The sequence below is a fragment of the Paenibacillus sp. PL91 genome, assembly GCF_012935325.2.
In the GTDB taxonomy this organism is placed as follows: domain Bacteria; phylum Bacillota; class Bacilli; order Paenibacillales; family Paenibacillaceae; genus Pristimantibacillus.
The window spans coordinates 25,458-49,801 of record NZ_JABBYG020000029.1 but is presented as its reverse complement, the minus strand read 5'-3'; the positions used below and the strand labels follow the sequence as shown (position 1 = coordinate 49,801).

Below are 24,344 nucleotides of genomic sequence, written 5' to 3'. Positions count from 1 at the left end.
CGCAGCCAGCCGTGCTCTTCATTCGAAACGGTGACCATCTCGCGATTCTTCAAAGCACCCACGATCGACGATTTAAGAGAAGGTTCGCTGCGGACGTTCAATGAGTCGGTGTATACCTTGGCTGTATAACTACCGCTTGCTTCCGCCCGGTTTGGTATATAACCGGAAATACTAATCAACCCACAGATCAAAATTATTAGGTATACAATTTTTTTCATACAAGTCTCCTTTAGTATTCTTAGCTATGTAGGTCTACTATTATACCAGCAATTACTAGATTCATGCAGACCTATATATGCAAAATAACGCCCGTATTCTCCATGCGCCGCCAAAAACTAGAGATATACGTCAGATTCTAACGTTTGTTGTAATATTGCAAAAAAAGGCGCCGCTTACGTTCGGAACAAACGAACCGCACCGATTTAAATGTACTACAATTGCTCTATAAAAAGAGCGAACGAAATAAGCTCTTTTTCTTTTACAATTTACCATTATCTAAATTGGCCCATAAGAGTTTCAGATTCCGGATTTTTATGTAATAGGGGTCACCTCACCAAATGGAAATAATTGTTCGTTGGGGAATTTTCCATGGAAAACCCGGGCCTTTTCTAACTGATGTTTCTAATCCAAGGGCTGCTGAGCCACACGGTCGGCCCGAGGCGACAAAATAAAACGGATACCCACTGTGGCTATCCGTAATCAGCTATATGCAGTTACTACTGCAACAATACGTCCTGCCGGGTTAAGTCAGATCCAGTGTTACGTCGTACTCCTCTCGAGTCGAAGGTTCTGTAAAAATGACCTGAACAGTTAGTGAATCCTCTACGGGAATTGTTGTATCAAAAATTCTTTACCTCGGACTTACAGAGATGCTCATACCATCCACTCTTAGAACTAATTTCAATAGCTCGCAGGTGGCGGTTTTCTGAGATGGCAGTTGCCTTGCGAGTTTGTCAGATAAATCTCCACATAAGCGAGGTTCGACCCCGTGACACCAATCCCGCCAGCACGTGATCGAGATTCTCCAGCGTCTGCCGATTCTGTGCCACGATATCTCCTCAAACGAACGCACCCTACATAGTCCCGAAATGTAGATGGTGCCATTGACGCAGTAACCTTGGGTCACGCCGTTACCTTTCTTACCTACAACACCTTGATTGTAGGTTTTGGGCTCACGTTTGAACAAAAAAAGACCTTGGTTCTCAAATGAGAACTTCAAGGTCTCTTTTCATATTTAATGTGTGAGATGAGTTTTAGTAATATCCCAAATGCTATCTTTAATTTGTATTTTCACGGTTGTTGTCTTTTCAACACCATTTGAGTAATAGGTGGTAAAGAGAAAATTATTATTGCCGTCAGGTAGGGAATCAAAGTTTTTTCGCCACATCGACCCCTTAAAGATAATGCTTCCAAATGGGCTATTACTGAGATCGACAGTTATACCTTGACCGACTAAGCCTACGGTTACCTTATCCGCCTTGACCAATGAAGATCCAGTATCTGTTACATTTGCAGAAAGAACAAATTCTTCACCCGCCCAGAACATATCTGACGGGCGTGTGGCAGTCGGATTGGCTTTATTAAACTCTAATCGGTTTTCCTCCCATTTTGTTGTATGACTGACCCATCCTGTAATTCCAAGTGGACGAACTTGAATTACCTTCGTAACCGTTATCGGTTCAGCGATCTCGTCACTTACTACCATTTTTGCTATCCAGTTGCCCACCTCAGACATTCTAATCGATGGACCATTAACTGGATATGGTTTGTTCATATTGTAACTGTAATTTTTCTTAACACCTGAGGGACTTGTTAATTTATAAGTTACTACAAGTATATTGCCATCTTCATCTTCAACATCTGTTTTAAATTGGACCATATCCCCTTCATAGACCGGTTTAGGTGACCAATCAAAGTCTCCAGTCGGTGGGCGGTTAGTAACGAAATGAATATATGCATAATGACCTTCATTCCCTGCAACGTCATAATCCAAAACAGTCACACGATATTCTTGCCCGCTAATTAAGCCTTCAACGCGATATGACTGTTTAGTGAGAGCAAGTGGAACGCTGTATTCTGCCGATCCATCCTTATTTAAATCAATGTTTGTAACGCTACCGTCCGCATTTACTTTTTGCAAGAAGAAGGTTCGCGTTGCATGGCCAGAAGAAGGATCGGCATCACTAAAGGCATTAAAGCTCACCGTAACCGCAGTTGGCTCAATATCTAACTGTTCATTTACGTCTGCCGGCTTAACGGTATCGACAAAGAAGAATCCATTACTGGAGTACGGCCCCCAAATGTAGCTATCATTTGCCCTTGCACGCCAGTAGTGAAGCCCTTCCGCAAGAGCTGTCGTTGTGTAGTTGGCTGCAGCTGTGGCCGCGTTCGTGTCTAATTCAGTTGCACCGCTCGATGCTCGGAACACCTCGTAATCAATCGCGGAAATCGGGTGATTCTCTGGATCAACCACAAATGTACGCAGCTGCGGACGATTTGAATTGGTATAGATCGGATTGTCTCCATCTGGCCCATTATACGAAAGTAGATAAGTCGTAGGAGGCAAGTCTAGGACAAAGTATCGAACATTACTTACATTCGACCACACGCCTGCTGAGTATACTTGACCTTGTACTTTAACCACGCGACCAGGCGTGATGGTTTCGGTCAGCATTTTATAACTGAGTGCATTACCCTCATGCTCGATGTATAAAGCCGTCTCATTATTGTCTACATACGTCATGGATAGACGATAACTCTCTTGCGGATCTCCTTCTGCATCAAAGTAAGACCATGTAATCGTTGGCTCTTTGATCAGTACGGTAGGAGCTGCTGCCGTTGTACCGGTAGGATACGTAATTGTCATAACGGGCTTTGTTTGGTTGACTGGTGGTATACCGTCTTTATAGACAACGGTCTCTGCCCAAAATGACCATGCGCCGTGTATGTCTCGTACTTGTTCCTGTATGATCAGCTCCACTCCCGGACGGTTGTAATACTCGCGTTTCCCTGTTGTCCATTTGGTTTCATCAGCCCATCGTGTGCGGAATAGCTTGTCCGATAAGACGTGAGCTATATCGGGATCGTAAGACTTATCAAACGTTTCATAATCAAGCGCCTCACCCTCTGCAAACACTCGCCCTGTAAAACGAACGTCAGGCTGCGCTATTGGCCTTCGATGCACATAAATAATCTTCTTAACTGGCTGTGACCATTTTCGGTAGCTGGCAAGCCCAGGATCATCCTGACCACGGAACGTAATTTCATACAAGCCTGCTTTTTCTAATGCATTAATAGTGGTGGGATAAGTCTTTCCGTTATGAACACTTAGACTTTCGGGGTTTTCGAAAAAGTTGGGTTTATGGCTGTAACTCCACTCTTCCGCGCCCATCGCATCACCCTCAATATCTTGGAACAATTTCTCGTAACTGATTGGATCATTCACCAGCACCGAGTCATAGGTATTTTGAGGATAACTGTTACCGTAGTTGGTTCGCTTCACCAAACTGAAAGCAGCCATTTGCTGTCCAAGTGACAATAGCCCTGCTGATCCAGTAGCATACGTACCATCCGAGACTTCGATAAGCTTAACGTTATTGGCGATTACACGAATCTCGCTGCCTATTGCTTCGATTTTAAATGCTGTTGGTATACCAACAGGACGAGCTAGATAGGATCTTGCCAGTTCGGTTTTCTGTCCATTTACGACTCGATAGAGAAATAGCGTATCCTGCGTCCATTCTATCGCGTATAAATTCTTCTCGTCTTGAATCCGAATGGCAGCACCAATTGCCTTATTATTGTTCATGCTGTTAACAGCTACGTTAAATTCAAGCACTTGATTTCGCATCACACTTGCGGGATCATAAAGCAGACCGCCCCAAGTTTCGCTGTCTACCTCTACCGTATTGTCATCAAGCAAACGCGGTAAATCTCCTGTTGACTCACCCACAAGTGGAATGACCATATCTCGATATTTTGATTCCCCGTAATACCCAATTGTATCGTAATATTGAGTGTTCAAAAATAACGAACCATCTGGTGTTACCTTGGTTGAATTAATAAACTCCGTCCCTTTTAACAATGTTCTACCACCAACACTACTACTCTCTATCCATTGCGTTTGCTCCGTATTGTCTAAATGAATATCAATCTGATTAGGTGCAAACGCGGCGACGTATTGTTGATAGCTCTCTTGCCTAACCATAGCTACTGTCCCAGACGTAGCTGGAGTATATTTATACTTCCATTTTGTTCCCCCACCTACTGTGTAAAAATCTCCTGATGGCTGCGCAACAATACGGTCCATTGCTGTTAGATCGGCATCATAAGTATAAAAGCCTGTCGAGTAATAATAGCTAGGTGCGCTTGAACTGTAGTCTGGTTGGGTGTTGTGTGGCACAAGCAAGGCTTGATGATTCCTAAAAGCAGATAAAGGATGATTTTTAACAAGACTACCCCAAGGAGTTGCGATCATTCCGTTGTACAAATGAACATAGCCGTCTTTATTCACTGCCGGAAGATTTAGCATAAAAGGTTCATACTTGATATCAGCGATAGTCGTACTCTGATGCTCAATATGTCCGAAAGTGTTAGAATCAGCGTTATAAGTCATAACACCAATATCTCGGGATTGCCCATAATTACCTGATACAAATCTAGTGGTCGCTGCATAAGCCATTGTTTTATCCAAGGATGTTGTTACACCTGAATAAACACCCATATACAATCCGGTACCTTTGATATTCACTCCATCCGGATTAAAAACTTTGTATATACCTGTCCGCTCATTTACGTTTTGAAACATACCATGATAGTAGTACGTGACATGCAAATTCCCTTTTTTGTCGATAGCCATTGGTTGTGAAACAAATTGTGTGGCATAATTATCTCTTTGATCTAACAGGACTGTCCATAGAGCTGTCTTTTGATGCAGCGCATACTTCGTTACATACAAAGCTTTACGAATATCGTATGAAGACTGCCCATTGCTAAACAAAGAAGTGACATAAGCATAATTCTTATCTTCCGTGAACACGACATCTTGAATAAAATAATCTTGATTCCCACTCCCCCATTCTAGAGGGATCGGAGTGATATTGGGATAGTCCTGCAAAAGCTGGCCTGTTACAATATTGTATAATCGCAATCCGCCTCCGTTTACGTTTCCATTACTGTGCATCCTAAAATATGCGGTATTGATGTCTCCTGTATTAATATCTAAAATACTGGAATCTCCAAAAGTAGAACCATGATGCGTATAGTCACCTTCAACGGCACCTGTTCTAGCATCGCGTATCTGGAACTTCCAATTTTCGTTAGATACTCCTCCCCAACTATATTCATAATAATAACCCGATTTAACAGTGATACGTGTTTTATATCCTGCATAGATGTTTTCGACTTTCCCTTCCCACGCAGGCAATCTTTTCAGGTTCTTTGCTAAATTGTAATTGCCATTAAAATCTGCCCAAACTGCATTTCTCGTCGTAAGGCTACTGCCCGATACCTTCCAGCCAGCTTTGCCTTCATTGCCGCCTACATATGGCTTCTTCAATGTCCATGATCGCAAGATCGATTCGGGCGTGTAATTTGTAATCGGCGGCCCACTATCCTCGCCTTGATCCGGCTGCTGAATTGTACCAAACACATTAAAATTAGTCACAGGTGCCATGTTAATGATATTGGTTTCATCCAGATTGGACGCTGCCGACAATCCAAAATTTTCTTTCGCTACTGCTCGATACTGACGTTTCCCTACGCTTGTATATTTGACGGTATGGGTGAACTTGTTTGAACCATCATAAATGACGTTCCATGTTTCATCTTCAAAATTACCTTCACCATTGCTATCATAGCGCTCCTCGATTTTCAAAGACGTAATATCGTCACCATCTGGACTTGATGCGTCGATGTACAGCATAACTTCGTTATTCCTTACGCCTTCATCAGGTGCAGTGATTTCTACGGTTGGCGGTTCGTCAGGAACGATTTCAAGTGGATGTATAGCCCATTCGCTCATTCGTCCAAACGAATCATAAACCTTTCCTTCCAGCTCGTAACTTCCTAATTCCATAGGTGCTGTAGTAGGCCAGCTGCTTGTATAAGCTGATCCATCTTTCTTTTTATACCGTTTCTCGGATCGGCTCCAATCAATGGTGGTGCCTCGACTAGCAAGCGGCGTATAGGAATTGTCCAAATGATGTAGCGAAGGAAACGGGCGTCCTTGTATCCATCTCGTAACGCCAGAAATAATGGCTGTCGGTTTTGGATCATTTACGGATAGGTATGTCGTTTTGGTTTCCGAAAATCCGTGCTCGTCCGTAGCCGTTAACGTAGCGCTGTAAATACCTGGTTCATTGAACGTAATAGGGCTATGTTCAAAGTCTGTCGCATCTGGAATCAATGGCGCTAAATTGGAAGAAAACGACCATGTATAGCTAACCCAATTGATTGTGTTATTTACAAGCTTCGATTGTTCACCCGTAAAGATGGCGATTGGATCGAAAGTAATATCGACCTTAATTGGTCTTTTAGGTGTCGGAGTCGGTGTGACCTCGGGACCAGTACTTGGTGTTGGTGTCGGGCTTGGTTTAGGCGTTGACGTAGTGTTTGTGACAGTAACCTTCAATTGCGCCCATTCTGATACCTTGTTCTTGCTGTTGGTAACGCGCAGCTCAACGAGGTATTCTCCTAAAGTGGCAAAGTCCTTTGTTATAGGTTTCTTTTTAAAGATCGTTCCGTTTGGTGCTTTGTATTTCCACTCATAAAGTGTAATAGCTTCTTTACCGGGCGAATAAGACAGTTTATCGTCTAGCTTCGGATCGACGGCTGGCTTAATTGTAATTTCTGGCTCGGTCCGATGATCGCCTTCAAGGTGACTGATAATGGCGATTGGCGTTGTTGGTTCGTTTTTCTTATTGAAAGCAATTTTAAATGGTTTCGTATTGTTCGTCTCATTTGATTCGACAACGGCTTCACCAAAGTCAGTCTTAGCCGTAAAACTCTTTATACCACTTGTGGTCGATGATACATTAACCGTAACTGTTTTAACCTGACCGGGAGGTACATTCGATATGACTTCCGATTTAAAGTTTGTTCCTACGATGCCTACTGTGAAGGGTCCGCTGCTTTCAGTACCTTTGTTTTCTGTCGTTATTTTGATCGGTACAGAATCGCCTACCCACGCATCTGCCGGACTAACTAGTGTTTTAATTAGAAGGTCTGGTTGTTGCTTAAGAATTAGAGGGTCCAATGCAGGAATCTCAAACATTTCGTACCACCAAGATCCGTCTGGCTGCCAAATATTCCACATCTGAACTACGCCGGGACTAAATTTTGTAGGTACTTGTTGAAAGATAACATAGGGTTTTAGTGAATCTCCTGTCCATGCTTTCCCTGTCCGGTTATTGTAGCTTTGGATAAAAGTGGCTGATTCATGATAGGGATCGATCATTTTCTCTAACCATGCTCTCGCTTCAGGGTGACCAGTGATTTCAGGTGTTCCTATTATACCTTTCCTATTGCCTACCGGCTCTTCCCATGGGGTTTTAACCCAGTTTTTAGCCACATGCTTTGTTGCTCTGGAATCACTACGAAACTTCCAGTTACGGTAGACAACGCCATTAAGGTCATATCCAAGATATCTCCACTGGCCTTGATCAAATTGATTTCCGGGGACATTGGCAGGCGTTCCATAAACAACAGCATTTTTCCCAAGACCACATTGATTAGATAGATAATTGCCATTAAGTTTGAGCGTACCTTTCCCGGTACTGATTGAAGTAGGAATATCGTTCTGATCAATAAGACCTTGTGCAATCGCATCATATGTTGCAGGTAATGGACAATCAGCTGCACCAGCGGCACTTACAAAACTATATTGAATGGAAGAATTCAACAATAAAATAACAAGTAGAGAAATAAATAAATTCCTCTTGAGGGATATATGCACTTCCTCACTCTCCAATTTTCTTAGTAACCGCTGTTATAAAAGAAACTAAATATAGTGCCGTACATTGGATAATTTGATTTACAATCCGATGCGAATCTGAACCCTCTTACCACTAGAGGCTTTTAGTGCCTCAAATACACGTCCGTCATACTTTAATCTAATATCTGCATTAGCGTCTGAATTTGCTGCTTTATTAACTTTTATATAAGTTTCATATGCTTTTTCAGATGATTTCGGAAAGTAATTTTTAAGCAAATCCTTTACCATCAATTGGTTGTCCGATGTGGGATCAGCAATATTAATTACAGTCATTTTTAATCTAGTGTTATATTCAACAATTAGTGTGTTATCCAAAAAATTATCCGATGCTTTAGAGTTGATAAATACAATCCCTTCGTCACCAAACGTTGTTGTTCCCTTGAAATTAGGTAATGATTTAATCAATGTATTCATCTCTTCTTTGGTTTTGGGATAAGAGACTGGTTTTGTAGGGTTTTTAGCGATCAGTGTGCTTGTAATCATCACTACCGACTCTGCACGAGTTGCATTCTTATCGCCGCCCATCGTTCCATCTGGATAACCCTTCATGATTTCCAGCTTTTTAGCGACTGCCAAATAACCCGATTTAATGCCCTCTGCATCCTTACCCAGTGCTCGGATCGTCATGCGGGCAATCTCTTCACGCGTAATCGGTAGATTTGGCTCAAATGTATTCTCCTTATAATCGCCAACTTTAATAATGGAGTTTTTCAAGCCGGTAGCAATGAAAGAACGGAACCAACCAGTATCATCCACGAATGGTGTATCTGAATCAGCTACTTTGATTTTCATAGCAGTAACGAGCGATTTTAAGAACTCAGCACGCGTCATGTTCGCATTTGGTTTAAACGTTTTTGCATCATACCCATTGATCCATTTTTGATCGACAGCAATCGAAATTTCGTTTTTCGCCCAATGTGTTTTGGTATCTGTAAAAGTAGCTGCCGCAACTACGACTTGTGCTGAAGCTAAGACTGTGACCGCTATCGACAAAGCAACGAATTTCCGTACATTTTTTTTCATATTTAACACTCTCCATTTTGAATTTTAATATATAATTATTTATCGTTATTTTGTATCGACATAAATAGTAGTATAGTAATTAGTATATATATTATATAATCCATGCCTCGTTTTTCTCCTAATTTTTCTCATGTTTTAAACGAAAAAAATTATGAAATTACTAGAATTCCACAGCTTACTCCATCAGATTATTTGTCTGCTTCTCTCAATTTCTGATGTTATATTTGTTATGAAATAGTTCAGTATTTGCGGGTCGAATTTATCTTTCTCCTGTAACATAATCCCTATAGCTTCATCTCTACTCCTTGCTTTTGAATAGAGCCGATTTGATGTAAGAGCAGAATAAGTATCTGATATAACGGTTATTCGGCCTGCCAGTGGGATTTCTAAACCATTCAATCCAACCAAGTATCCAGTACCATCGTATCTTTCATGATGGTATCTTACTACTTACTATGTCCAAGATTATTTGAGGCATTTCAAGGCTGTTAAGAAGGCGATAACCGTCTGATACATGATTTAGTAAATGAATGCGATCATTGGAAGTCAATTTCCCGCTTCCTTTCAGTATTCGATCTGTCATCCCCATCTTACCAATATCATGTGTTAAGGCACCTGCAAAGTATAAACCTGCGTTCGATTGATCAAATTCTTCTGCCAATCTGTAAGTTAGCTCAGCCATATGTAACGAATGAGCTGCTGTAACTGGATCTCTAACTTGTAGACAGCGATAGAGAGCCTGAACAACAATAAGAGTTTTTTCATCTCCGATCAACTTATCCCATTTGTGATAACATCATCCATAGGGTTTTGCTCCGCTCTAAATTGAATCGTAAGCATCACCCTCTTCTCTCTTATTTTATAGTCATTAATTTTTCTTCACTCCGTCGAAAATGAAACGTCGGGGAATAGTAATATACTAATTAATATATAGACTATAATCCAATTCTCTTAATTCTCCTAGCACTTCAATTATCTTTTCCTGAAATAAACCTCTTGAACAGCTGGTAATAAAAGCGGTTCATTCGCCATTGGACCGACGCCTTTATGATACGTATTTATGATTGCGATAACAGACGGGCCTATTACCGTTTGATTTATCGTTCGCGTAATTTGAGTCGATGTTCCACCGTTCAATGTCACCGCGCAAGTCACCTTAGAGGTAGTCGTATTTAACGTGCAACTTGTAGGCGTGGAATGCATGTTAACTAGGACCTTTGATTCCCAATCAACATATAATAGCTCGCTAATATTAACCGTTTCATTTTCCGGAATTACACTGGATGCCAGCGCTTTATTTGTATTATCAAGTCCCATGTTTATTCGGAGGTACCGATAAAACATGTCTTGCGCCCGTGTGCCAGGAGTCGTCGTATCTAGTCGGTAGAATCCTTGCGAGAGCTGCTCTTCGTCAATTGATAGTGAGGCAGCATGCACCGCTCTGTTTAGATCATTTTTAAGTTTGTTCTGATCTTTATAAAGCATTATGTAATCAAGGACAACGACGAATACGATGATGCAAAATAGCATTGCGATCAAACTCATTAACATAATCGCAATTCCGCCACGTTCGTTACCAAGAATTTTTGGCTTATTCATATGTTTCACTTCTCCCGTTTGCTTCTAGGTAGTAGTATCCAGGATCTTCTACTGTAGTGGCACCAAAAAATGCCATTAGCTTAGATAGATCGGAAGCGGGATATTGAATCACTAATCGAACTGTCGGATCTACATCATCTTTTAATACTTTTGTCGTTGTGCTACCGGTAAAAGATGGATAGGTAACTCCTCCCTTTACAACTGCAGGGAAGCCTACGGTAGATAATTTTGTTCGAGTATCGTTTATTATAGTCGTAGTCACATACCCCTCAGTTTGTGCCATCTGTAGAGCACGAGCCTTTATATCGTCGATTTTAGCCTGCCGTAATAAGAATGTAGCAAAGATAATCACCATCAAAGTTACACCCAGGAATATAGGCATTATTATTAAAAGCACGAGCATATCGGTTATTCCCTTTTGATTTCCCGATCGTTTCCTTAATCGTTCCATTAATTTCCGGAGCCTTAACACTATATTTCCTCCTTTCACCTAAAAAAAATTGGAGGTGCGAACACCCCCATTCGACAATCTATGGTTCAGGCTTGTATCCATACGCACGAACATTTGTTTTTAGACTGTCGTACCCATTACCTACTGATTTATTCAAGCCATTATCACCAAGAAAAACCCATGAACATAATCCAATAACAATAATGCTGACCACAACCATCAAGGGTAACTTTTCCATGGTTCTTAGCCTGCTGGGAGCGTTTGGCTTGCTCCAGGACCTACCGATCCCGAATAGTCGAATGTGCTTGATTTTGTGTTTACACGTGCTGTTCCATCGTTGACACCATCATTTATGCCATTAGGGTTGTTATACATGAAGAAAGCTCCAGCGAAGAGTATAATACAGATTACAACAGGGATGATCAATTTATCCATGATTAATTTGCTCCTTATAATGAATTTTTGGTAGATAATTAATAACTTAGCCGCCGCTTGGCATTGATTGACCGGCGCCAGGTGCTACGTTTCCGAGATAATCAAACGTACTCGTTTTAGTGTTTACTCGTGCTGATCCATCGTTGATACCATCGTTAATCCCGTTTGGGTTGTTATACATAAAGAAAGCACCGGCGAATAAAATAATGCAGATGACAACTGGAATGATCAGTTTATCCATTTGAGGTTATTCTCCTTTCCTAGGGTATACTTTATAGCGGATCGGCTATTAGCCGGTTGGCATCGATTGACCTGCTCCAGGAGCGATGTTACCACGATAATCAAAAGTGCTTGTTTTAGTATTAACACGAGATGTACCATCATTAATGCCATCATTAATACCATTAGGGTTGTTGTACATGAAGAATGCCCCAGCGAATAAAATAATGCAGATGACAACTGGAATAATTAACTTATCCATTTTGATTCTCTCCTTAGCTACTTGTAGCTTGTTCTATTTTAATCTTCACATTTGTTCCACCGTTTTCAACGCCTTTGCCGATCCCGTCTGGATTATTGAAGATCCAAAACGCTAATCCGAAAAGAATGATACAAATAACGACCGGCAATATCAGCTTGTCCACTTAATCTCTCTCCTCTCCTAAAATGTTTCTCTCAAGGTTTCCATGAAACTGTTATACCAAGGCAGCATAACAAGTGCGCTAGCCGCTAAGAATGGAATCAAGATTATAAAGGTTACACGCAGTGGTCCTGCTTCAATTTTCTTTTTGATTTGAAAATCGCGCATAGTGTCAATGTTTCGGATTTGCTGATGGAATAAATCGATAATTTTATCTTGTGAAGCGTTCCAACTGGCGAGTAATGTGTTCGTTACTGGAAGGACCTCGTTTATGCCCACCTGATCACCGAAGTGATTTATTGCAGCACGTGGATTATCCATCCAATCGATCAACATATCGTCTATATAGGGCTTCAGGACTTTACAGGTACGACCTGCACGGCGGATTGCATAATACAATGGGATTTTATCTGTTATGCAAACTACAAGCCGATGAGAAAATTTTACGATTTCCTCGGCTAAAACCTCCCTTCTCTTATTCGCATAATAAAGGAGCAATAAAGATGGTCCGGCATATCCGATCATTACCATAATGACGAACGGAAAAATTGGGAATGGTGCTGGATAGTCATTTATTGTGTTCTTTAGCATGTATAAGGACATGCAAAATATTGCAATGAAGATCGGTGCTAGGAGCTGTGTTAAGCGAAAATGAAATGCCTGCATTCCAAATGGATAGCCCGCTGTTTTTAATCTCCGTAGGAGTTTGTAATTTGATTTTTTTGTGTTCTCAACTCTAATTCTTCTTTCTAGAAAATCTTGAAATGTTTGTCTTCGCTTATTCCTTGCTGATGGAAGTCTTAACCGATTCCTGAATTTAATGGACAGTGCTATTGGTAAGAAGACCATTGCAGACCCGATAGTAAAGGAGGCTAGAATCAACCACATCACCACATGCCACACCTCATTTCTATAATTTTTTCCTTCCCATCTGCATAGCTCCTATGAATGAGACGAACAGAACCCCTATAGACAAAGTGACTACTTGAATTCCGGAACGATCTTCGAAGTAATAATGCGCATTTTTCGGATCCATCTGGATGTTGAAATACACTACAAATACTGATAGTGCTATCATGAGAAAGGTTCCCCATTTATAAGCCGTAAGTAAGGTTATTCGTTTTTCCTCGTTATACATCGTGTTCTGCATTTCATTGATTAACTTAAATAGCGAAGGAGTTATATCCCCACCGTTATCCAAATGAGTGATTAAAATGTCTGCGAAATAATGCGCCCAATCATTACCGACCCTTTCTGCAAACTGCAGAATCGCCTGTTCAGGATTTTCACCCGTCTGCAGATCCATAATCAATCGGTTCCATTCACTAGCGATTTCATACGGAACGGTACGGGAAGCTTTATAGATAGCACCCTCAAGGTTATCTGCTTCCGTGAAATATCCAATGAAGTTCTGGATAGTTGGAATCATTACCGAGGCCATCGAAAGATTTTTGCGTTGGAATCTTGACCACGACCATAGAAGCGGGATAGTACCAAACAGAAAACCAACTATGGCGTTATATAGGGGAGCAGGCATGATTCTATAACAGATTAGAAAAACTACAACTGCGATCAACAAGCACATTGTAAGTAGATAATTTGCTGGCATCTTTATCTCAGCTATGCTCAAATACTCATTAAATTTGATCATGAGGGGATGATCGGACCAGAATTTACCGGATCTCTCATCCCCCGCACGTCCTTGAGCACGACGCTTATCGTAAAACCGATTCCGACTAAATAACATCAAGCCCATAGCTAGACGACTGGTAATGGGTCCAACAATGAAAAAAGTGCCGATCACAAAAATTGCAAGAAACGCTATTTTTATGGTTGTCATTTAATAGGCTCCTATTTTGGTGAATTCTTCTGTCATTGCACCGTATGACATCATATGGTCCATCAATCCATCACTAATTTTATTCTCAGTTCTTTCCCATGCCATTTTCTTAAGATTCCAAAGAAAAAGCGGGCGTTCTTCAATAACGCCATTTTCTAAAGGGACGAGTTCTGTAATTTCTGACATTACTCGCCGGTTCTTATATTCGTTTACTTTTACAAATCGCTGATAGATGACGATATTGAATGCACGCCCGATACGCATTTTAAGCATTTCGTTATCGTGCGTTCGGCCATCTTGCTTAACCATGTCCATGATGTCCGAAATAATCATATTCCTATACTTCGAGTGCAAAGAGACCATTGTATCGTGACCCCTGAGTGCAGCTTGAGTCGCCTGCGATGCTTCAGAACCCCGAATCTCACCGACAATGATCCGATCAGGGCTTAGCCGAAGAAGTGGTTTAAAAGCTTCCTCCATCGTTAAGCCGAGATTAGCAATAGCTTGAAATGGGATAATATTCCTACCTAAAAGCCGTTCGTGAAGCATCATTTCAAATTCCGTTTCAAGGGTTAGTATCCGTTCATGAATAGGTATTTCTCTTGCTAGCGCATAAAGGGTTGTTGTTTTACCTGTTTTGGTTCCTCCAGCAACGATAATAGAAGCGTGATAACGGACAAGAAGAGTTAATAGAAGGACCATATCTTCATTCAGGGTACCTCGTTCCATCAGAGTCAGCAGACTTGGATCTTTCAAAATAAAGTTCCGAATAGCAATGGCTGGGAATGGTGAATAAGGTGATTGTGTCATCGTTAGACGTGCCTTATTATGCATGAATGTGTGACAGATAGGATGCTGTTCATTGATTCTTGCCCGGCCGTATAGGGCAAGTCTCTCTTGTAATCGAATTACTTGTTCTGTTGAGTCGAAACGCCTTGGATACCTTGTCGATACACCGTCTTTCATAACAAAGATTTCTGTATCGTTCACTTGAACTTCTTCTATATCCTTGGCCTTATATAAATCTTCGATGTAGCCGGCTCCTACAGTAAGAGCAAATACTGCATCGGACAAACTCATTCTTTCTTGCAATTGGCCTGTTGTTGCGTACAACATTTTATCATTAATTATTTGTTTGATTAGAGCCTTAATCTTTTCTTGAGCGATCGGGTTGCCTAGACCAGCCTGATGAATCGTTTCTTTATCCTCATCTTGTTCTTCCGGGGTGCCGTCGATATTTTTAAGTTTCTCTTGAACGATTTTGACGACTTCTCCGAGCGTGCGATGAAGATAGCCTTTCGTGACCTGCTGTTCTCGTTTGTTCTCTTTTTTATCCGTTTGTAAATGCTCAAAAATGCTGAAGTTAACCCTTTTTTTTCGAATCGATGATCTGTTCACTTCGTTCCCCCTTTACCACGGCATGAAGCGGCGGAAGCCACTAGTCTGCTTACCGCGCAAAGCTGATTTCTTATCGTTGTTCTCCGCGGTCAATTCAAATTTTGCTCTATTTGCTAACCAACCTGATAGGGACAGGATATTTGTTCGAAATTCATTCGATTCCGGACCCTCATTTAAATATAATGGCTGTCCGAAGTTTATTGCTTTTAGTCCTGCTCCCTTTTCCACATTCCGAATACGCGTTACGATTTTCGTTCCTACCCCCTTCTCAATCTGGATGCCATCCAATGGTCCGTTAAGATCACGATTCATAACCAGGTGGAAATCTTTTTCTGTTAAACCGTAATGCTGCCATACGCTATTAAACCAGTCATTCCAGGATGATTGATAGCTTGTAATAACTGATTGCACCACGACGATCCTTTCATCTGCGTCTTTTACGCATTTTAAAGTGGCAGCCTGATCGGGAAATGTATGAACATCCGCGATGGTAAAATCGAAGGTTTTTCTGGCAATAGAAAGTAAGTGACCAATTTCGCCAACTGATATTTTCTCAGCCCACTCTCGTCTTTGAATGCCAGTAAGAATAAAGAGATTATTAATACCTTTGATTTGATCACAGGCTTTTACTAATGAAGATTGTTCAAGCGTTCCAGAATCACAGTCAGCTTGAATAAGGGGATATCCCTTATCTGTAGTGATATGTAAGTGATCCCTAATTTCTGGGCTTTTGAGGTTTAAATCAACGAGAAAGACTTTTTTTCCTGGCATACGTTGTGCCATGCAAATTGCTGCTGATATTGCCACGGTTGTCGCTCCATCTTTTGGTGCAGCTGCCATTACCACCGCTAGCCTACCTGTCTCAGGTAGATCATTCGAACTGGATTTATTGAAGATTCTAATATTCAGTTCTTCTGCAATTTCTTGTCCGGACAAAGCACCTTGTAGGAGAAAAATTTGAAGATCAAGACTTATTCGCTTGATGATTTCCCTATATAGAGAATCAGTTTGCGTCGAGAGTATAACCATGACCTTTGTTTTTTCTGGTACTGAAGATCTTAAATAGCTCAACCAGATCCATGGATACTTTTCATCAAATATGTCCTCGTGCACCACTAAATAATCTAATTGTTGTCCGACCCTTGCAAATGCCTTGTTTAACTCGTTTTCATTAAATGCGAACTCTGCTTCCACTGTCTTGGGTATGATTTCGCCGATCGTCTCCGCCATCTGCGGACGTCTAAGAGCAATCAGTAATTTCATTGTCCAACTCCTTCTTCGGTGTTAGCCGCATTAGTACTTGTATCTGCCGGATTTACTGCAGCTTGAGAATCACTCTTTCCAGCGGGATCGGCCGGTTCAGATTGCTGGTCCGGTATGATTGTGCCTATCTGATCTGAGGTAAGCGGTAGACCAAGTTTTATAACGCCTTTTTTCTGCCCCTCAGCTAATTTAGCGTATTGTTCATCGCTAATTATGAAAGTAATGTATGCAGGCTGAGCCGCTGCTCCCTGTCGGTAGCGTTCCATATTTACCTCGTCTCTTTGGCTTCCAGTTAATGGAATACCAAGAGTTGTTGCAGGCTCATTATCTATAATTTCTTTTCCTTCTTGGTCCTTCACATATGCAACCGTTAGGTTTGGTATAAGTTTTTCGTTATAAATCTTATCGGCTACTTGTGACAAGAGTGATGAAGAAGAGTCAGGAACCATCGTCGGGTCAATTTCTTGTCCAGCAGCATCCAGAAGTTTAGGCGTGTTATATTCCACATAAACGTCGACTTTATCACCACGGCGTATCATATTGTTAACGGCACCGACAAAATCAACCTTAAATCCGATATATGTTTCGCCTTCCTTCGGATAAAGTGAATCCGGGCCTATTTTCCATGAAAGAAATTCTTCCATTTCCCCTATCGGTACAACAGCTCGTTTTCCGATAATCTCAGTTACGTCGATTATTGCATTATCCATGTGTTGTACAGTTGGTATGGTTACTTCCCTCAACATATTCGCTGTTATTAACTCCCCCGCATGAATCATTACCGCAGGTTTGATTGTTTTCATCATCGTTACGTCTAGCTCATACCCATTCATATACTGGGAAAATCCGATCGTGGCACCCAAAACAATCAGGAGCCCGGCAATCACTGATATCCACTTCCTCATGTCTTTCTCCTTCCAATGGTCTTAAATTTTCTTTCTCCGACCTCATCATCGAGCGATTTCATTTCTTGAAATATATTTTTCAATTTGGCTCTAAACCCGTAGTTCTTCTTAAATAAGTGATACATTTCTTTTGCCACAACTGATCGAGCCATAGGTTTAAAGGGATGAGAGAGTATATTTTTAAGTTTCGTATCATCCCATGCCATCTTGCCGGACCATATTTGTTTCAAAACGATAGTCCCAAGATCCGGTATCTGTGTGATGATCGGAAGTAAAACTGCCTCTTTCCATTCAGAGGTTTTGATATATTGGTTCCATCTATTTCCGATTACACGAATTGTTATATTTTCGAATTCCACCTTTAGCTTGTCGATTGTCTTATAATGGTGGTTCAACGCGATAGGGTCGCCATCTGCCACAACCCATATTTCATCCGACATTGACATGATTTTTTTACAATGCTCCTCATCATGTCGGGAGGAAATATCGCAAAGCGTGATGGGGTATCGATTTGCTGAAAGGAGAAGCTTCATATTATCTTCATCACGCCAGCCTTTAATCGGTTCTATGCTTGACGGTATCCAGGTTACTCCATGGCTGCTCCACAAGTTTTCATGTTTAACCGATCCCGTATGCTTAATCTGTTCCGCCCATGATTTCCAGTTCTTCGGTGCATTCACTTCCCCGTGCATCAACTCGAAATATGTTGACCCCGTATTCTCGAATACTGGTTCCAATACCGCAACGGGCACTTTGTTTTCCCCAAGCATTCTTGCGAAATTTGATATGATAAATGTTGCACCAGCACGTGGATAAAGACTTATCACTGATATAAGCTTTGAGTTGTAGTGTACTGGTACGTGAATAGTCACAATCTTTTCTTCAATAATGATTCGTTCTTTTATTCGAGCTAGTTTTTCCTTCTGTTCTGCAGTTGAGCGCTTTTTCCGAGGCTTAGCCACCTCGACTGCAGGTACGTTAAGCTGAGTTTTATGTGGAGCCGTAACGAGTTGTTGGGCTGGCGTTCGCTTTGATAATTTCTCCTCATGGTCGTTTTGGGACGTCTCCGGAAAGGCAACTTCTTTCGATAAGTCCTGAATTTTAGATTCAGCTTTTATTAAAGGCCGCACTTCCACGATGATAGGTTCAGGGATGGGTTCTATTTTTAAAACTGGTTTTTTGTCATCCTTTGTTTCTTCGTTAGGGCGAGAGGATATAATCTTCTCCGCCTCGAGTTTCAAAGTAGGTATTTTCGTTTCTTCAAAAATTGACTGATGCTGCTCTTCCGACACTACTTTTGGAGTAACATCCTTTCGAATCAGGCTTTCCAACAAACCGGCATCAAGATCATTGTAGCTAACGCAGATATTCCCGTCGTTTCGTAGTAAGTTCGTCAGATCATCTTCGTCTCGGTGATAAATAAATAAAAAGACCGTATCGGGTGACTCTGTATGTACTGAATCATATATCTTCAATAAATGCTCATCCGACGGGATTACTGTTTCAGGGAATATGATGAAGTCTGCCCCTTGGGAAGCGTTCCATTGAGGAAAGAAAAAATCAAAAGAATCCAGACTTCGGATAAATCTTCCTGTTTCGGATAATTCATCTTCGATCCATTCTGCGAAATCCTTATCGTCGGAAATAAGAAACAGTCTTTTCACGAATTCACCTCCCTTTTATTCCTGTATATATACTAACTAATATACAACTATAATTTTATGAAACTACATCTACAAACTCTAACGTCTGGATACTTGGTTCTTCAGGCAAATCCACTACAAGGAGAAGATAAAATATCCCTTCCTCAAAAATCAAATCCGCTAGGCCGTTTACCCGTCGGTCATAAGATCCACGCCGATATCCCGTTACTCTGAAAGGTACTTCTATGCGACCATTAAATGTTGCAATCGAAACGGATTGCATCCATTTAAACTTTATTAGTCGAGTATCGTAAACGACGGATGTAGATTCCCCGAACTTAACTGTAGAACCTACTCCTGCTCTGTATGCTTCGACTACTTTACCAACCGCTCTTACAACCATTTGTGCAGGAAGATTATACGTATTTCTTACTTGGTGGTAACATTCCTTTGAAAGTTTTACTTTACTACGGTATGTCTTTGTGAGAAATCCAACTTCGCTGATATGATTGCATACTTGACTAAAGCGTTTTGTTACGTCAGTCAACTGCTCATACTGCTGAGCATCCGTCAGGAGTTGGATTTTCATCGTATACATCAACGCATATTCCCCTCCTTATTCGCCGGCTTACTGCAAATCATAATAAAACTTTACTCCGTTTTGATAAGCAAAAAATGCTTTACTCAATTTGATATTCGGATCATAGAGGTCATTATCGGTAACAAACCAGGTAATCGGGCCGGCTCCTTCTTGTTCCATAATCTTGCTGGCCAAGTTCGCTTTTTCGTCAGATGAAACGAGGACTACTAGCGTTGCTTCTGGATCAATCGTAGCAAAATATCCTTTGAAAAACCTTGCCTGATACCGTATTGTCTTTACCCATTTTTCATCCTCTCTATGACAAATCAAATAAAAAGACATTTCACGTCCTTTGGGATTTCTTAACACAAACTTTGCTGTTGGTACCTGCTGCGCCTCATTAATAACCAAAGTTGGATGAAATTCGAAATGAACAAGCTCAAATGACTCGCGCAACTGAATATAAAGTTCATTCGTCGCTATGTAACGCATCCGGAAAAGCATTGTTATTGGTTTAGGGTTACGCGGATCACGATGACCGAGATATGTGCCATATTGAAATTTAAGAATATCTGCCCCGCTTGCACCTAATTCATAAAAGCTCGGTTTGTTTTCCTTCGGCCTTGAATAGCTCGACCATTGGAGTCTGCGAATTAAGCCGTATTTCAATAATCGGTTAATTCTCTTCCTTACCGTTTCGTCCCTCTCGACATCAGGAAAAAATAGGCGAGTAATTTGTGATAGGGTTACCCAACGATGAACGTGAACAAACTTCACGAGCTCAACGTCCCGTTCCGTTATCCACCCCTGTTCGATTTTTTGGGATATGTAGTAAAATTCGTGACGCGTAAGATCATCAATTTTTGCTACATAAGCATATGAATCATCCAGAAGTTGTTTTTCATCGACAACTGTATGGTCAGCCTTTATTAGTGGAGAAACGAGATTTTCCATGCTGCATCGGCCATCTCCTTCTTAAATTTCATGAGGAAAACCAGTGATTTTTGTACCGATCCGCCTACTTTTTGGGTTCACATTTTTAATTCGAACTGTACATGTTTTTCCAACAAGCACACCGTCCTTCGGCATTTTTCTTTCATCAGGATACCAAGCTAGTGCTTCAATACCTGGGGCCAGTTTAACGAATACACCAACATTATCGACAACACTTGTAATACGGCCAGAATAGAAGTTGTCCACGCCGAATTTTTCCTGCACACGATTCCATGGATCTTCCTGCAATTCTTTGCGAGAAACTCGCACTTGCCGTTTAGAGCGATCAATGAAAGTGATTTTTACGGTAAGTTCAGTACCAAGCGCTACGAGGTTCCGCCCAGATACCGTCCAGTCATACTCAAAGTCTTGAATCGGTAGTACACAGATAACACCTTTCACACGTAAATAGAGTCTTTCATTCTCAAAACCAGATACTACGCCAGTAACAACGTGGTCAATATCAGCTGATTCCCAAAACTCTTCCTGTAGCTCCTCAAGTGCTTGGATCCGGGAGAGCAATACAATCCCTTTTTCCTCATCAAAGACATTGAGGTTTGCAGCGTCCTTACCAAGTCTTGTTACATCAAGTACCATAAAGTCGATTTTATGATCGATAAAGCCAACAAGAGACCTGTATTTTTGTTTATCGAATTGTGACTCGTAGATTAAACCCTTTAAGCCATTGTTTAATTCAACGAGTGCAACTTGCATCTTCTGTCCAAACGGAGCATGATTCTCAACTCCAACTACAACTCCCTGATGAATAGTCTTGCGGCGAAGCGACGTTCTGTATTCTGATATCGGTTTTGCTCCTAATGCCTCATTCATTTTTATTCCTCCTCTTTTTTATGTAAAGATTATACTTATTATCATCGACGAGACTTAATCCCAACAGTTCTACAATTCCTTCTACCTTATCGGTAACAATAATCTTCTTTTTTTTAAAATGATAATTTATTGTTTCATCGGGTATATTCGTAGACCATACGACTTGATAAATGCCTTTGTCGGCAGCCGTTTGTTTTGAGAGATCGATGGTAACTGTTATGGTTTGAGGTTTTCCGTTATTGTTCGTATCCCCTGCTGACAGATCCTTAAGTAGATTTCTTACCATTACATTGGTACTAGACCATTCCATCAATAAGTGCGGACTCGTTCTTTTCATATGCCCGATAATGCTTAAAATGGGAACCGAGTCATAGACGTATAAACAGGTATTGTAAAAATGCTCTAAATTCAATACGCTGCAGGCTGGATGGGTAAGCACAAAATCTAGCTCTTCAATGATCTTTGCCTCATGTCCCATTTCATACTCCTTTCTCCAGAATAACTATCGTATATTGATTAATAATCTAATATATATACTAATATACTACTATACTACTATAGAAAAAAGAAAGCCTATTTTATTCTTTGCAGATGATTTACCTTCTTCTTCATTTTGTCTGTTTTAGCCTTCTTTTCACCACATCAATGTTTTGATCCAGATGGATCTGCAAAACCGCATTCCCGAAGCGATCATTGGTTAAATGGATATGATAAAGATTCTCCTCGAATGTTATGATTGAATCTCGGTCGTATACCTCACCATTTTTAACTTGATCCATCATATATCCTAGGATTTCACGCCCGTATAGGACATCCCCCATTACCTCTGCTTCTGGATGATTAAATAAATTCAGTAAGCCTTTGGATATAAATCTAGCTGCAACACCAGTAATCGGATTCAAAATGGTAAGGATTCTTGCCTCATCCACATCCGTAAATACAATATGAGCTAATCCATCAGTTCCAATATCAAATTTCAATAATTTCCCGTTATAGTTCCATGTGGACGTAATGTTAAAATCGAGGCTGAAAATACGATCAAGGATATCGAGAATCAGCTGCTCTCCATCTTCTAATTCCTGCTCCAGGATAAGATCAGGGTAACCGTAGTAATGTAGGCCATACGTCCGGACGTAAAGTATATTCCCATCAATATCTGTAGTTATAACCGGTAGAACTGAAGGATCAAAGAAAAGATTAATCGCAATCACTCCTCAGATGCATATTAATAGTATTATAATCTAATTGTAATAGTATTATGATAATTGTCTTATTTCAATGATATACCCGTTTCGAAATTTCTCAAAATTTATTGATTAAATTCTTTTTTTACCCATAGGTCTTTTTTTATGCTCCTTCTCCATACCATTAACCAATAAATAATTACGTATAGATATTTTATTATTTAAATAGTAGTTGTTCAAAAGCTATCTACCAAAATACCCTATTCGAGTAACTTTTCAACAATAATTCAAACATATTTAACAATTCGCGTGTTATCATAGATATAAATAAAAGAAATTAATTATTTACCTTTTGAGTGGATGAGCTCAATTAAGGAGCAAAAATTATGAAAAATCAAATTGGATCACATCTTGAAAAGTTGCGTATTTCCTGCGGTTACAGCCTGCGTAAAGCTGCACAATTGAGCGGTCTAAGTCACGGATATATTCGCGATGTTGAACTTGGCACCAACAGAAAAAATGGTTCAGTCATAATCCCGATGCCTCAAACTCTGCGTAAGTTTGCAGAAGCCTATGATGGATCTTATGATGAATTAATGGTTTTAGCCGGCCATACAGTTAGTAATGAACGTGTGCTACCATCTTTTACTTTCGTTGAACTCGATCTTAAATCCGTTCTATACGTACAAGTTGACTACAATAATATGATAAATTACCATCTTCCTGAAAATGTTCTATCTGAAGTAAAATCTCTTCATGATTACATGCTATTAGAGCAAAAGTTGGAACAAAATAATTTCCTTAGAGTTCAAAGTGGTAATTTCGCAAACTTAAAACTCATAAAGTTTTTCGACGAGAAGTATGGGCGTATATATTTCTCTTCCGATGGTAAAGGTAAATATGTCGAAATTACTTGGACCCGCGCGTCGAAGTATCGTAATTCGATTAAGTCTGCAATTTTAAAGAACAATAAAATTGACATCGCTTTAATTTTGTGCCCATCAGTATTTACACTTGTAAGAAACATCAATTACTAATCTTATCTAAGATACGTATTACATTAACCAGCGCTTGTTTGAAACTACGTTAAATTGGATATAGTATCATTTACCTGAGCATGTAATATTACCTGTTTTGCGCATCAGATAAGCATTCTTTCCTTAAATAACCGTATGTTAATAAATATATATATGTGATACTATACTAATTAACATACCACTTATAATGAAAGGCGCGATCCAAAATGGCTATCGACTTTAATCTGAATACTACACTTCAACCTTACCTAAGAGAAATGATAAAAAAACTTCCTAATGGAGCAAAATTGGTTATGCAATCCCTCTCTAAACAAGATTGGAATAAGGAAGACTTATCTTTAAATAGCCAAGTTCGGCGCGGCGAGCTAAATTTTGCAGTTTGCTGGCTTGAGGCACTTGGATTAGCACGTTATATTTCATCAGGAAGACAAAAACTCTATACTTTGACCCCACTTGGTCGTCTCGCGTATGAAGAATTTAATACAGAGTTCCATGAGTTGAAAGAAGAAAGGGACTAACTGAGTTGGAG

At 40.4% G+C, this 24,344-nt stretch carries 25 protein-coding genes; 2 read left to right on the top strand and 23 right to left on the bottom strand.

All coding sequences use genetic code 11. The features are described 5' to 3' along the window. From HI950_RS33025 to HI950_RS32915, 23 genes are all read right to left on the bottom strand, one after another. The coding region (locus HI950_RS33025) for an SH3 domain-containing protein (protein WP_169091067.1) at positions 1-218 on the bottom strand (218 nt) is incomplete at its 3' end. A 1,016-nt stretch (positions 219-1,234) separates the two neighbouring features. Next, on the bottom strand, positions 1,235-7,969 hold the full coding sequence (locus HI950_RS33020; protein WP_169091065.1) for an Athe_2463 domain-containing protein: 6,735 nt from the start codon (positions 7,967-7,969) through the stop codon (positions 1,235-1,237). A gap of 63 nt (positions 7,970-8,032) precedes the next feature. After that, complete coding sequence (locus HI950_RS33015) at positions 8,033-9,016, bottom strand: S-layer homology domain-containing protein (RefSeq protein ID WP_169091064.1); 984 nt, start codon at positions 9,014-9,016, stop codon at positions 8,033-8,035. 183 nt (positions 9,017-9,199) lie between these two features. Beyond that, positions 9,200-9,415 carry an HD domain-containing phosphohydrolase gene (locus HI950_RS37220; protein WP_411268180.1) on the bottom strand — a complete coding sequence of 72 codons (216 nt, stop codon included), beginning with the start codon at positions 9,413-9,415 and terminating at the stop codon, positions 9,200-9,202. A 31-nt stretch (positions 9,416-9,446) separates the two neighbouring features. Beyond that, positions 9,447-9,791: an HD-GYP domain-containing protein gene (locus tag HI950_RS33005; RefSeq protein ID WP_169091062.1), complete on the bottom strand. Its 345-nt coding sequence runs from the start codon at positions 9,789-9,791 to the stop codon at positions 9,447-9,449. A 197-nt stretch (positions 9,792-9,988) separates the two neighbouring features. Then, positions 9,989-10,615, bottom strand: coding sequence for a hypothetical protein (locus tag HI950_RS33000; protein ID WP_169091060.1), 627 nt, complete (start codon positions 10,613-10,615; stop codon positions 9,989-9,991). Next, a complete protein-coding gene (locus HI950_RS32995) occupies positions 10,608-10,970 on the bottom strand; it encodes a hypothetical protein (protein WP_169091058.1) in 363 nt (120 codons plus the stop codon). The genes HI950_RS33000 and HI950_RS32995 overlap by 8 nt, the downstream gene beginning before the upstream one ends. 175 nt (positions 10,971-11,145) lie before the next feature. Next, positions 11,146-11,304 carry a hypothetical protein gene (locus HI950_RS32990; protein WP_169091056.1) on the bottom strand — a complete coding sequence of 53 codons (159 nt, stop codon included), beginning with the start codon at positions 11,302-11,304 and terminating at the stop codon, positions 11,146-11,148. 5 nt (positions 11,305-11,309) lie between these two features. Further along, entirely contained in the window at positions 11,310-11,501 is a 192-nt protein-coding gene (locus tag HI950_RS32985) for a hypothetical protein (protein ID WP_169091053.1), read from the bottom strand. Positions 11,502-11,547: 46 nt separating this feature from the next. Further along, complete coding sequence (locus tag HI950_RS32980; RefSeq protein WP_169091051.1) at positions 11,548-11,742, bottom strand: hypothetical protein; 195 nt, start codon at positions 11,740-11,742, stop codon at positions 11,548-11,550. A 48-nt stretch (positions 11,743-11,790) separates the two neighbouring features. Then, positions 11,791-11,982 (bottom strand): hypothetical protein, encoded by a 192-nt coding sequence (locus tag HI950_RS32975; RefSeq protein ID WP_169091049.1) that lies wholly within the window; start codon positions 11,980-11,982, stop codon positions 11,791-11,793. 13 nt (positions 11,983-11,995) lie between these two features. After that, positions 11,996-12,145: a hypothetical protein gene (locus HI950_RS32970; RefSeq protein WP_169091047.1), complete on the bottom strand. Its 150-nt coding sequence runs from the start codon at positions 12,143-12,145 to the stop codon at positions 11,996-11,998. A gap of 17 nt (positions 12,146-12,162) precedes the next feature. After that, positions 12,163-13,035, bottom strand: coding sequence for a hypothetical protein (locus HI950_RS32965; RefSeq protein WP_169091045.1), 873 nt, complete (start codon positions 13,033-13,035; stop codon positions 12,163-12,165). A gap of 16 nt (positions 13,036-13,051) precedes the next feature. Next, on the bottom strand, positions 13,052-13,981 hold the full coding sequence (locus HI950_RS32960; protein WP_169091043.1) for a type II secretion system F family protein: 930 nt from the start codon (positions 13,979-13,981) through the stop codon (positions 13,052-13,054). Then, positions 13,982-15,379 (bottom strand): ATPase, T2SS/T4P/T4SS family, encoded by a 1,398-nt coding sequence (locus tag HI950_RS32955; RefSeq protein WP_169091041.1) that lies wholly within the window; start codon positions 15,377-15,379, stop codon positions 13,982-13,984. A 12-nt stretch (positions 15,380-15,391) separates the two neighbouring features. Next, entirely contained in the window at positions 15,392-16,642 is a 1,251-nt protein-coding gene (locus HI950_RS32950) for a CpaE/TadZ family protein (RefSeq protein ID WP_169091039.1), read from the bottom strand. Further along, the gene (locus HI950_RS32945; protein WP_169091037.1) at positions 16,639-17,547 is read right to left on the bottom strand and encodes a CpaB family protein; all 909 of its coding nucleotides are present in this window, start codon (positions 17,545-17,547) and stop codon (positions 16,639-16,641) included. Before HI950_RS32945 ends, HI950_RS32950 begins: the two co-directional genes overlap by 4 nt. Beyond that, a complete protein-coding gene (locus HI950_RS32940; RefSeq protein ID WP_169091035.1) occupies positions 17,544-19,211 on the bottom strand; it encodes a hypothetical protein in 1,668 nt (555 codons plus the stop codon). The genes HI950_RS32945 and HI950_RS32940 overlap by 4 nt, the downstream gene beginning before the upstream one ends. A 55-nt stretch (positions 19,212-19,266) precedes the next feature. Beyond that, positions 19,267-19,788 carry a hypothetical protein gene (locus tag HI950_RS32935; RefSeq protein WP_223285655.1) on the bottom strand — a complete coding sequence of 174 codons (522 nt, stop codon included), beginning with the start codon at positions 19,786-19,788 and terminating at the stop codon, positions 19,267-19,269. A 30-nt stretch (positions 19,789-19,818) separates the two neighbouring features. Then, positions 19,819-20,724, bottom strand: coding sequence for a replication-relaxation family protein (locus HI950_RS32930; RefSeq protein ID WP_169091030.1), 906 nt, complete (start codon positions 20,722-20,724; stop codon positions 19,819-19,821). 21 nt (positions 20,725-20,745) lie between these two features. Beyond that, on the bottom strand, positions 20,746-21,594 hold the full coding sequence (locus tag HI950_RS32925) for a S1 RNA-binding domain-containing protein (RefSeq protein WP_169091028.1): 849 nt from the start codon (positions 21,592-21,594) through the stop codon (positions 20,746-20,748). Further along, the gene (locus HI950_RS32920; protein WP_169091026.1) at positions 21,587-22,072 is read right to left on the bottom strand and encodes a hypothetical protein; all 486 of its coding nucleotides are present in this window, start codon (positions 22,070-22,072) and stop codon (positions 21,587-21,589) included. Before HI950_RS32920 ends, HI950_RS32925 begins: the two co-directional genes overlap by 8 nt. Before the next feature lie 130 nt (positions 22,073-22,202). Continuing rightward, entirely contained in the window at positions 22,203-22,805 is a 603-nt protein-coding gene (locus HI950_RS32915) for a hypothetical protein (protein ID WP_169091025.1), read from the bottom strand. 359 nt (positions 22,806-23,164) lie between these two features. Between HI950_RS32915 and HI950_RS32910 the strand changes: the two genes are divergently transcribed. Both HI950_RS32910 and HI950_RS32905 read left to right on the top strand, forming a co-directional pair. Beyond that, positions 23,165-23,815: a helix-turn-helix domain-containing protein gene (locus HI950_RS32910; protein ID WP_169091023.1), complete on the top strand. Its 651-nt coding sequence runs from the start codon at positions 23,165-23,167 to the stop codon at positions 23,813-23,815. Positions 23,816-24,021: 206 nt separating this feature from the next. Further along, complete coding sequence (locus HI950_RS32905) at positions 24,022-24,333, top strand: hypothetical protein (protein WP_169091021.1); 312 nt, start codon at positions 24,022-24,024, stop codon at positions 24,331-24,333. Positions 24,334-24,344 lie beyond the last annotated feature (11 nt).

What these genes read in the sequence shown, in the direction of transcription:
- HI950_RS32995 (WP_169091058.1), bottom strand. Translation starts at nt 10,970, where the DNA reads ATGGTGATTATCTTTGCTACATTCTTATTACGGCAGGCTAAAATCGAC.
- HI950_RS32960 (WP_169091043.1), bottom strand. Translation starts at nt 13,981, where the DNA reads ATGACAACCATAAAAATAGCGTTTCTTGCAATTTTTGTGATCGGCACT.
- HI950_RS32935 (WP_223285655.1), bottom strand. Translation starts at nt 19,788, where the DNA reads ATGTATACGATGAAAATCCAACTCCTGACGGATGCTCAGCAGTATGAG.
- HI950_RS32990 (WP_169091056.1), bottom strand. Translation starts at nt 11,304, where the DNA reads ATGGAAAAGTTACCCTTGATGGTTGTGGTCAGCATTATTGTTATTGGA.
- HI950_RS32910 (WP_169091023.1), top strand. Translation starts at nt 23,165, where the DNA reads ATGAAAAATCAAATTGGATCACATCTTGAAAAGTTGCGTATTTCCTGC.
- HI950_RS32925 (WP_169091028.1), bottom strand. Translation starts at nt 21,594, where the DNA reads ATGAATGAGGCATTAGGAGCAAAACCGATATCAGAATACAGAACGTCG.
- HI950_RS32930 (WP_169091030.1), bottom strand. Translation starts at nt 20,724, where the DNA reads ATGGAAAATCTCGTTTCTCCACTAATAAAGGCTGACCATACAGTTGTC.
- HI950_RS32950 (WP_169091039.1), bottom strand. Translation starts at nt 16,642, where the DNA reads ATGAAATTACTGATTGCTCTTAGACGTCCGCAGATGGCGGAGACGATC.
- HI950_RS32980 (WP_169091051.1), bottom strand. Translation starts at nt 11,742, where the DNA reads ATGGATAAACTGATCATTCCAGTTGTCATCTGCATTATTTTATTCGCC.
- HI950_RS32920 (WP_169091026.1), bottom strand. Translation starts at nt 22,072, where the DNA reads ATGGGACATGAGGCAAAGATCATTGAAGAGCTAGATTTTGTGCTTACC.
- HI950_RS33015 (WP_169091064.1), bottom strand. Translation starts at nt 9,016, where the DNA reads ATGAAAAAAAATGTACGGAAATTCGTTGCTTTGTCGATAGCGGTCACA.
- HI950_RS32975 (WP_169091049.1), bottom strand. Translation starts at nt 11,982, where the DNA reads ATGGATAAGTTAATTATTCCAGTTGTCATCTGCATTATTTTATTCGCT.
- HI950_RS32945 (WP_169091037.1), bottom strand. Translation starts at nt 17,547, where the DNA reads ATGAGGAAGTGGATATCAGTGATTGCCGGGCTCCTGATTGTTTTGGGT.
- HI950_RS32905 (WP_169091021.1), top strand. Translation starts at nt 24,022, where the DNA reads ATGGCTATCGACTTTAATCTGAATACTACACTTCAACCTTACCTAAGA.
- HI950_RS33000 (WP_169091060.1), bottom strand. Translation starts at nt 10,615, where the DNA reads ATGAATAAGCCAAAAATTCTTGGTAACGAACGTGGCGGAATTGCGATT.
- HI950_RS32985 (WP_169091053.1), bottom strand. Translation starts at nt 11,501, where the DNA reads ATGGATAAATTGATCATCCCTGTTGTAATCTGTATTATACTCTTCGCT.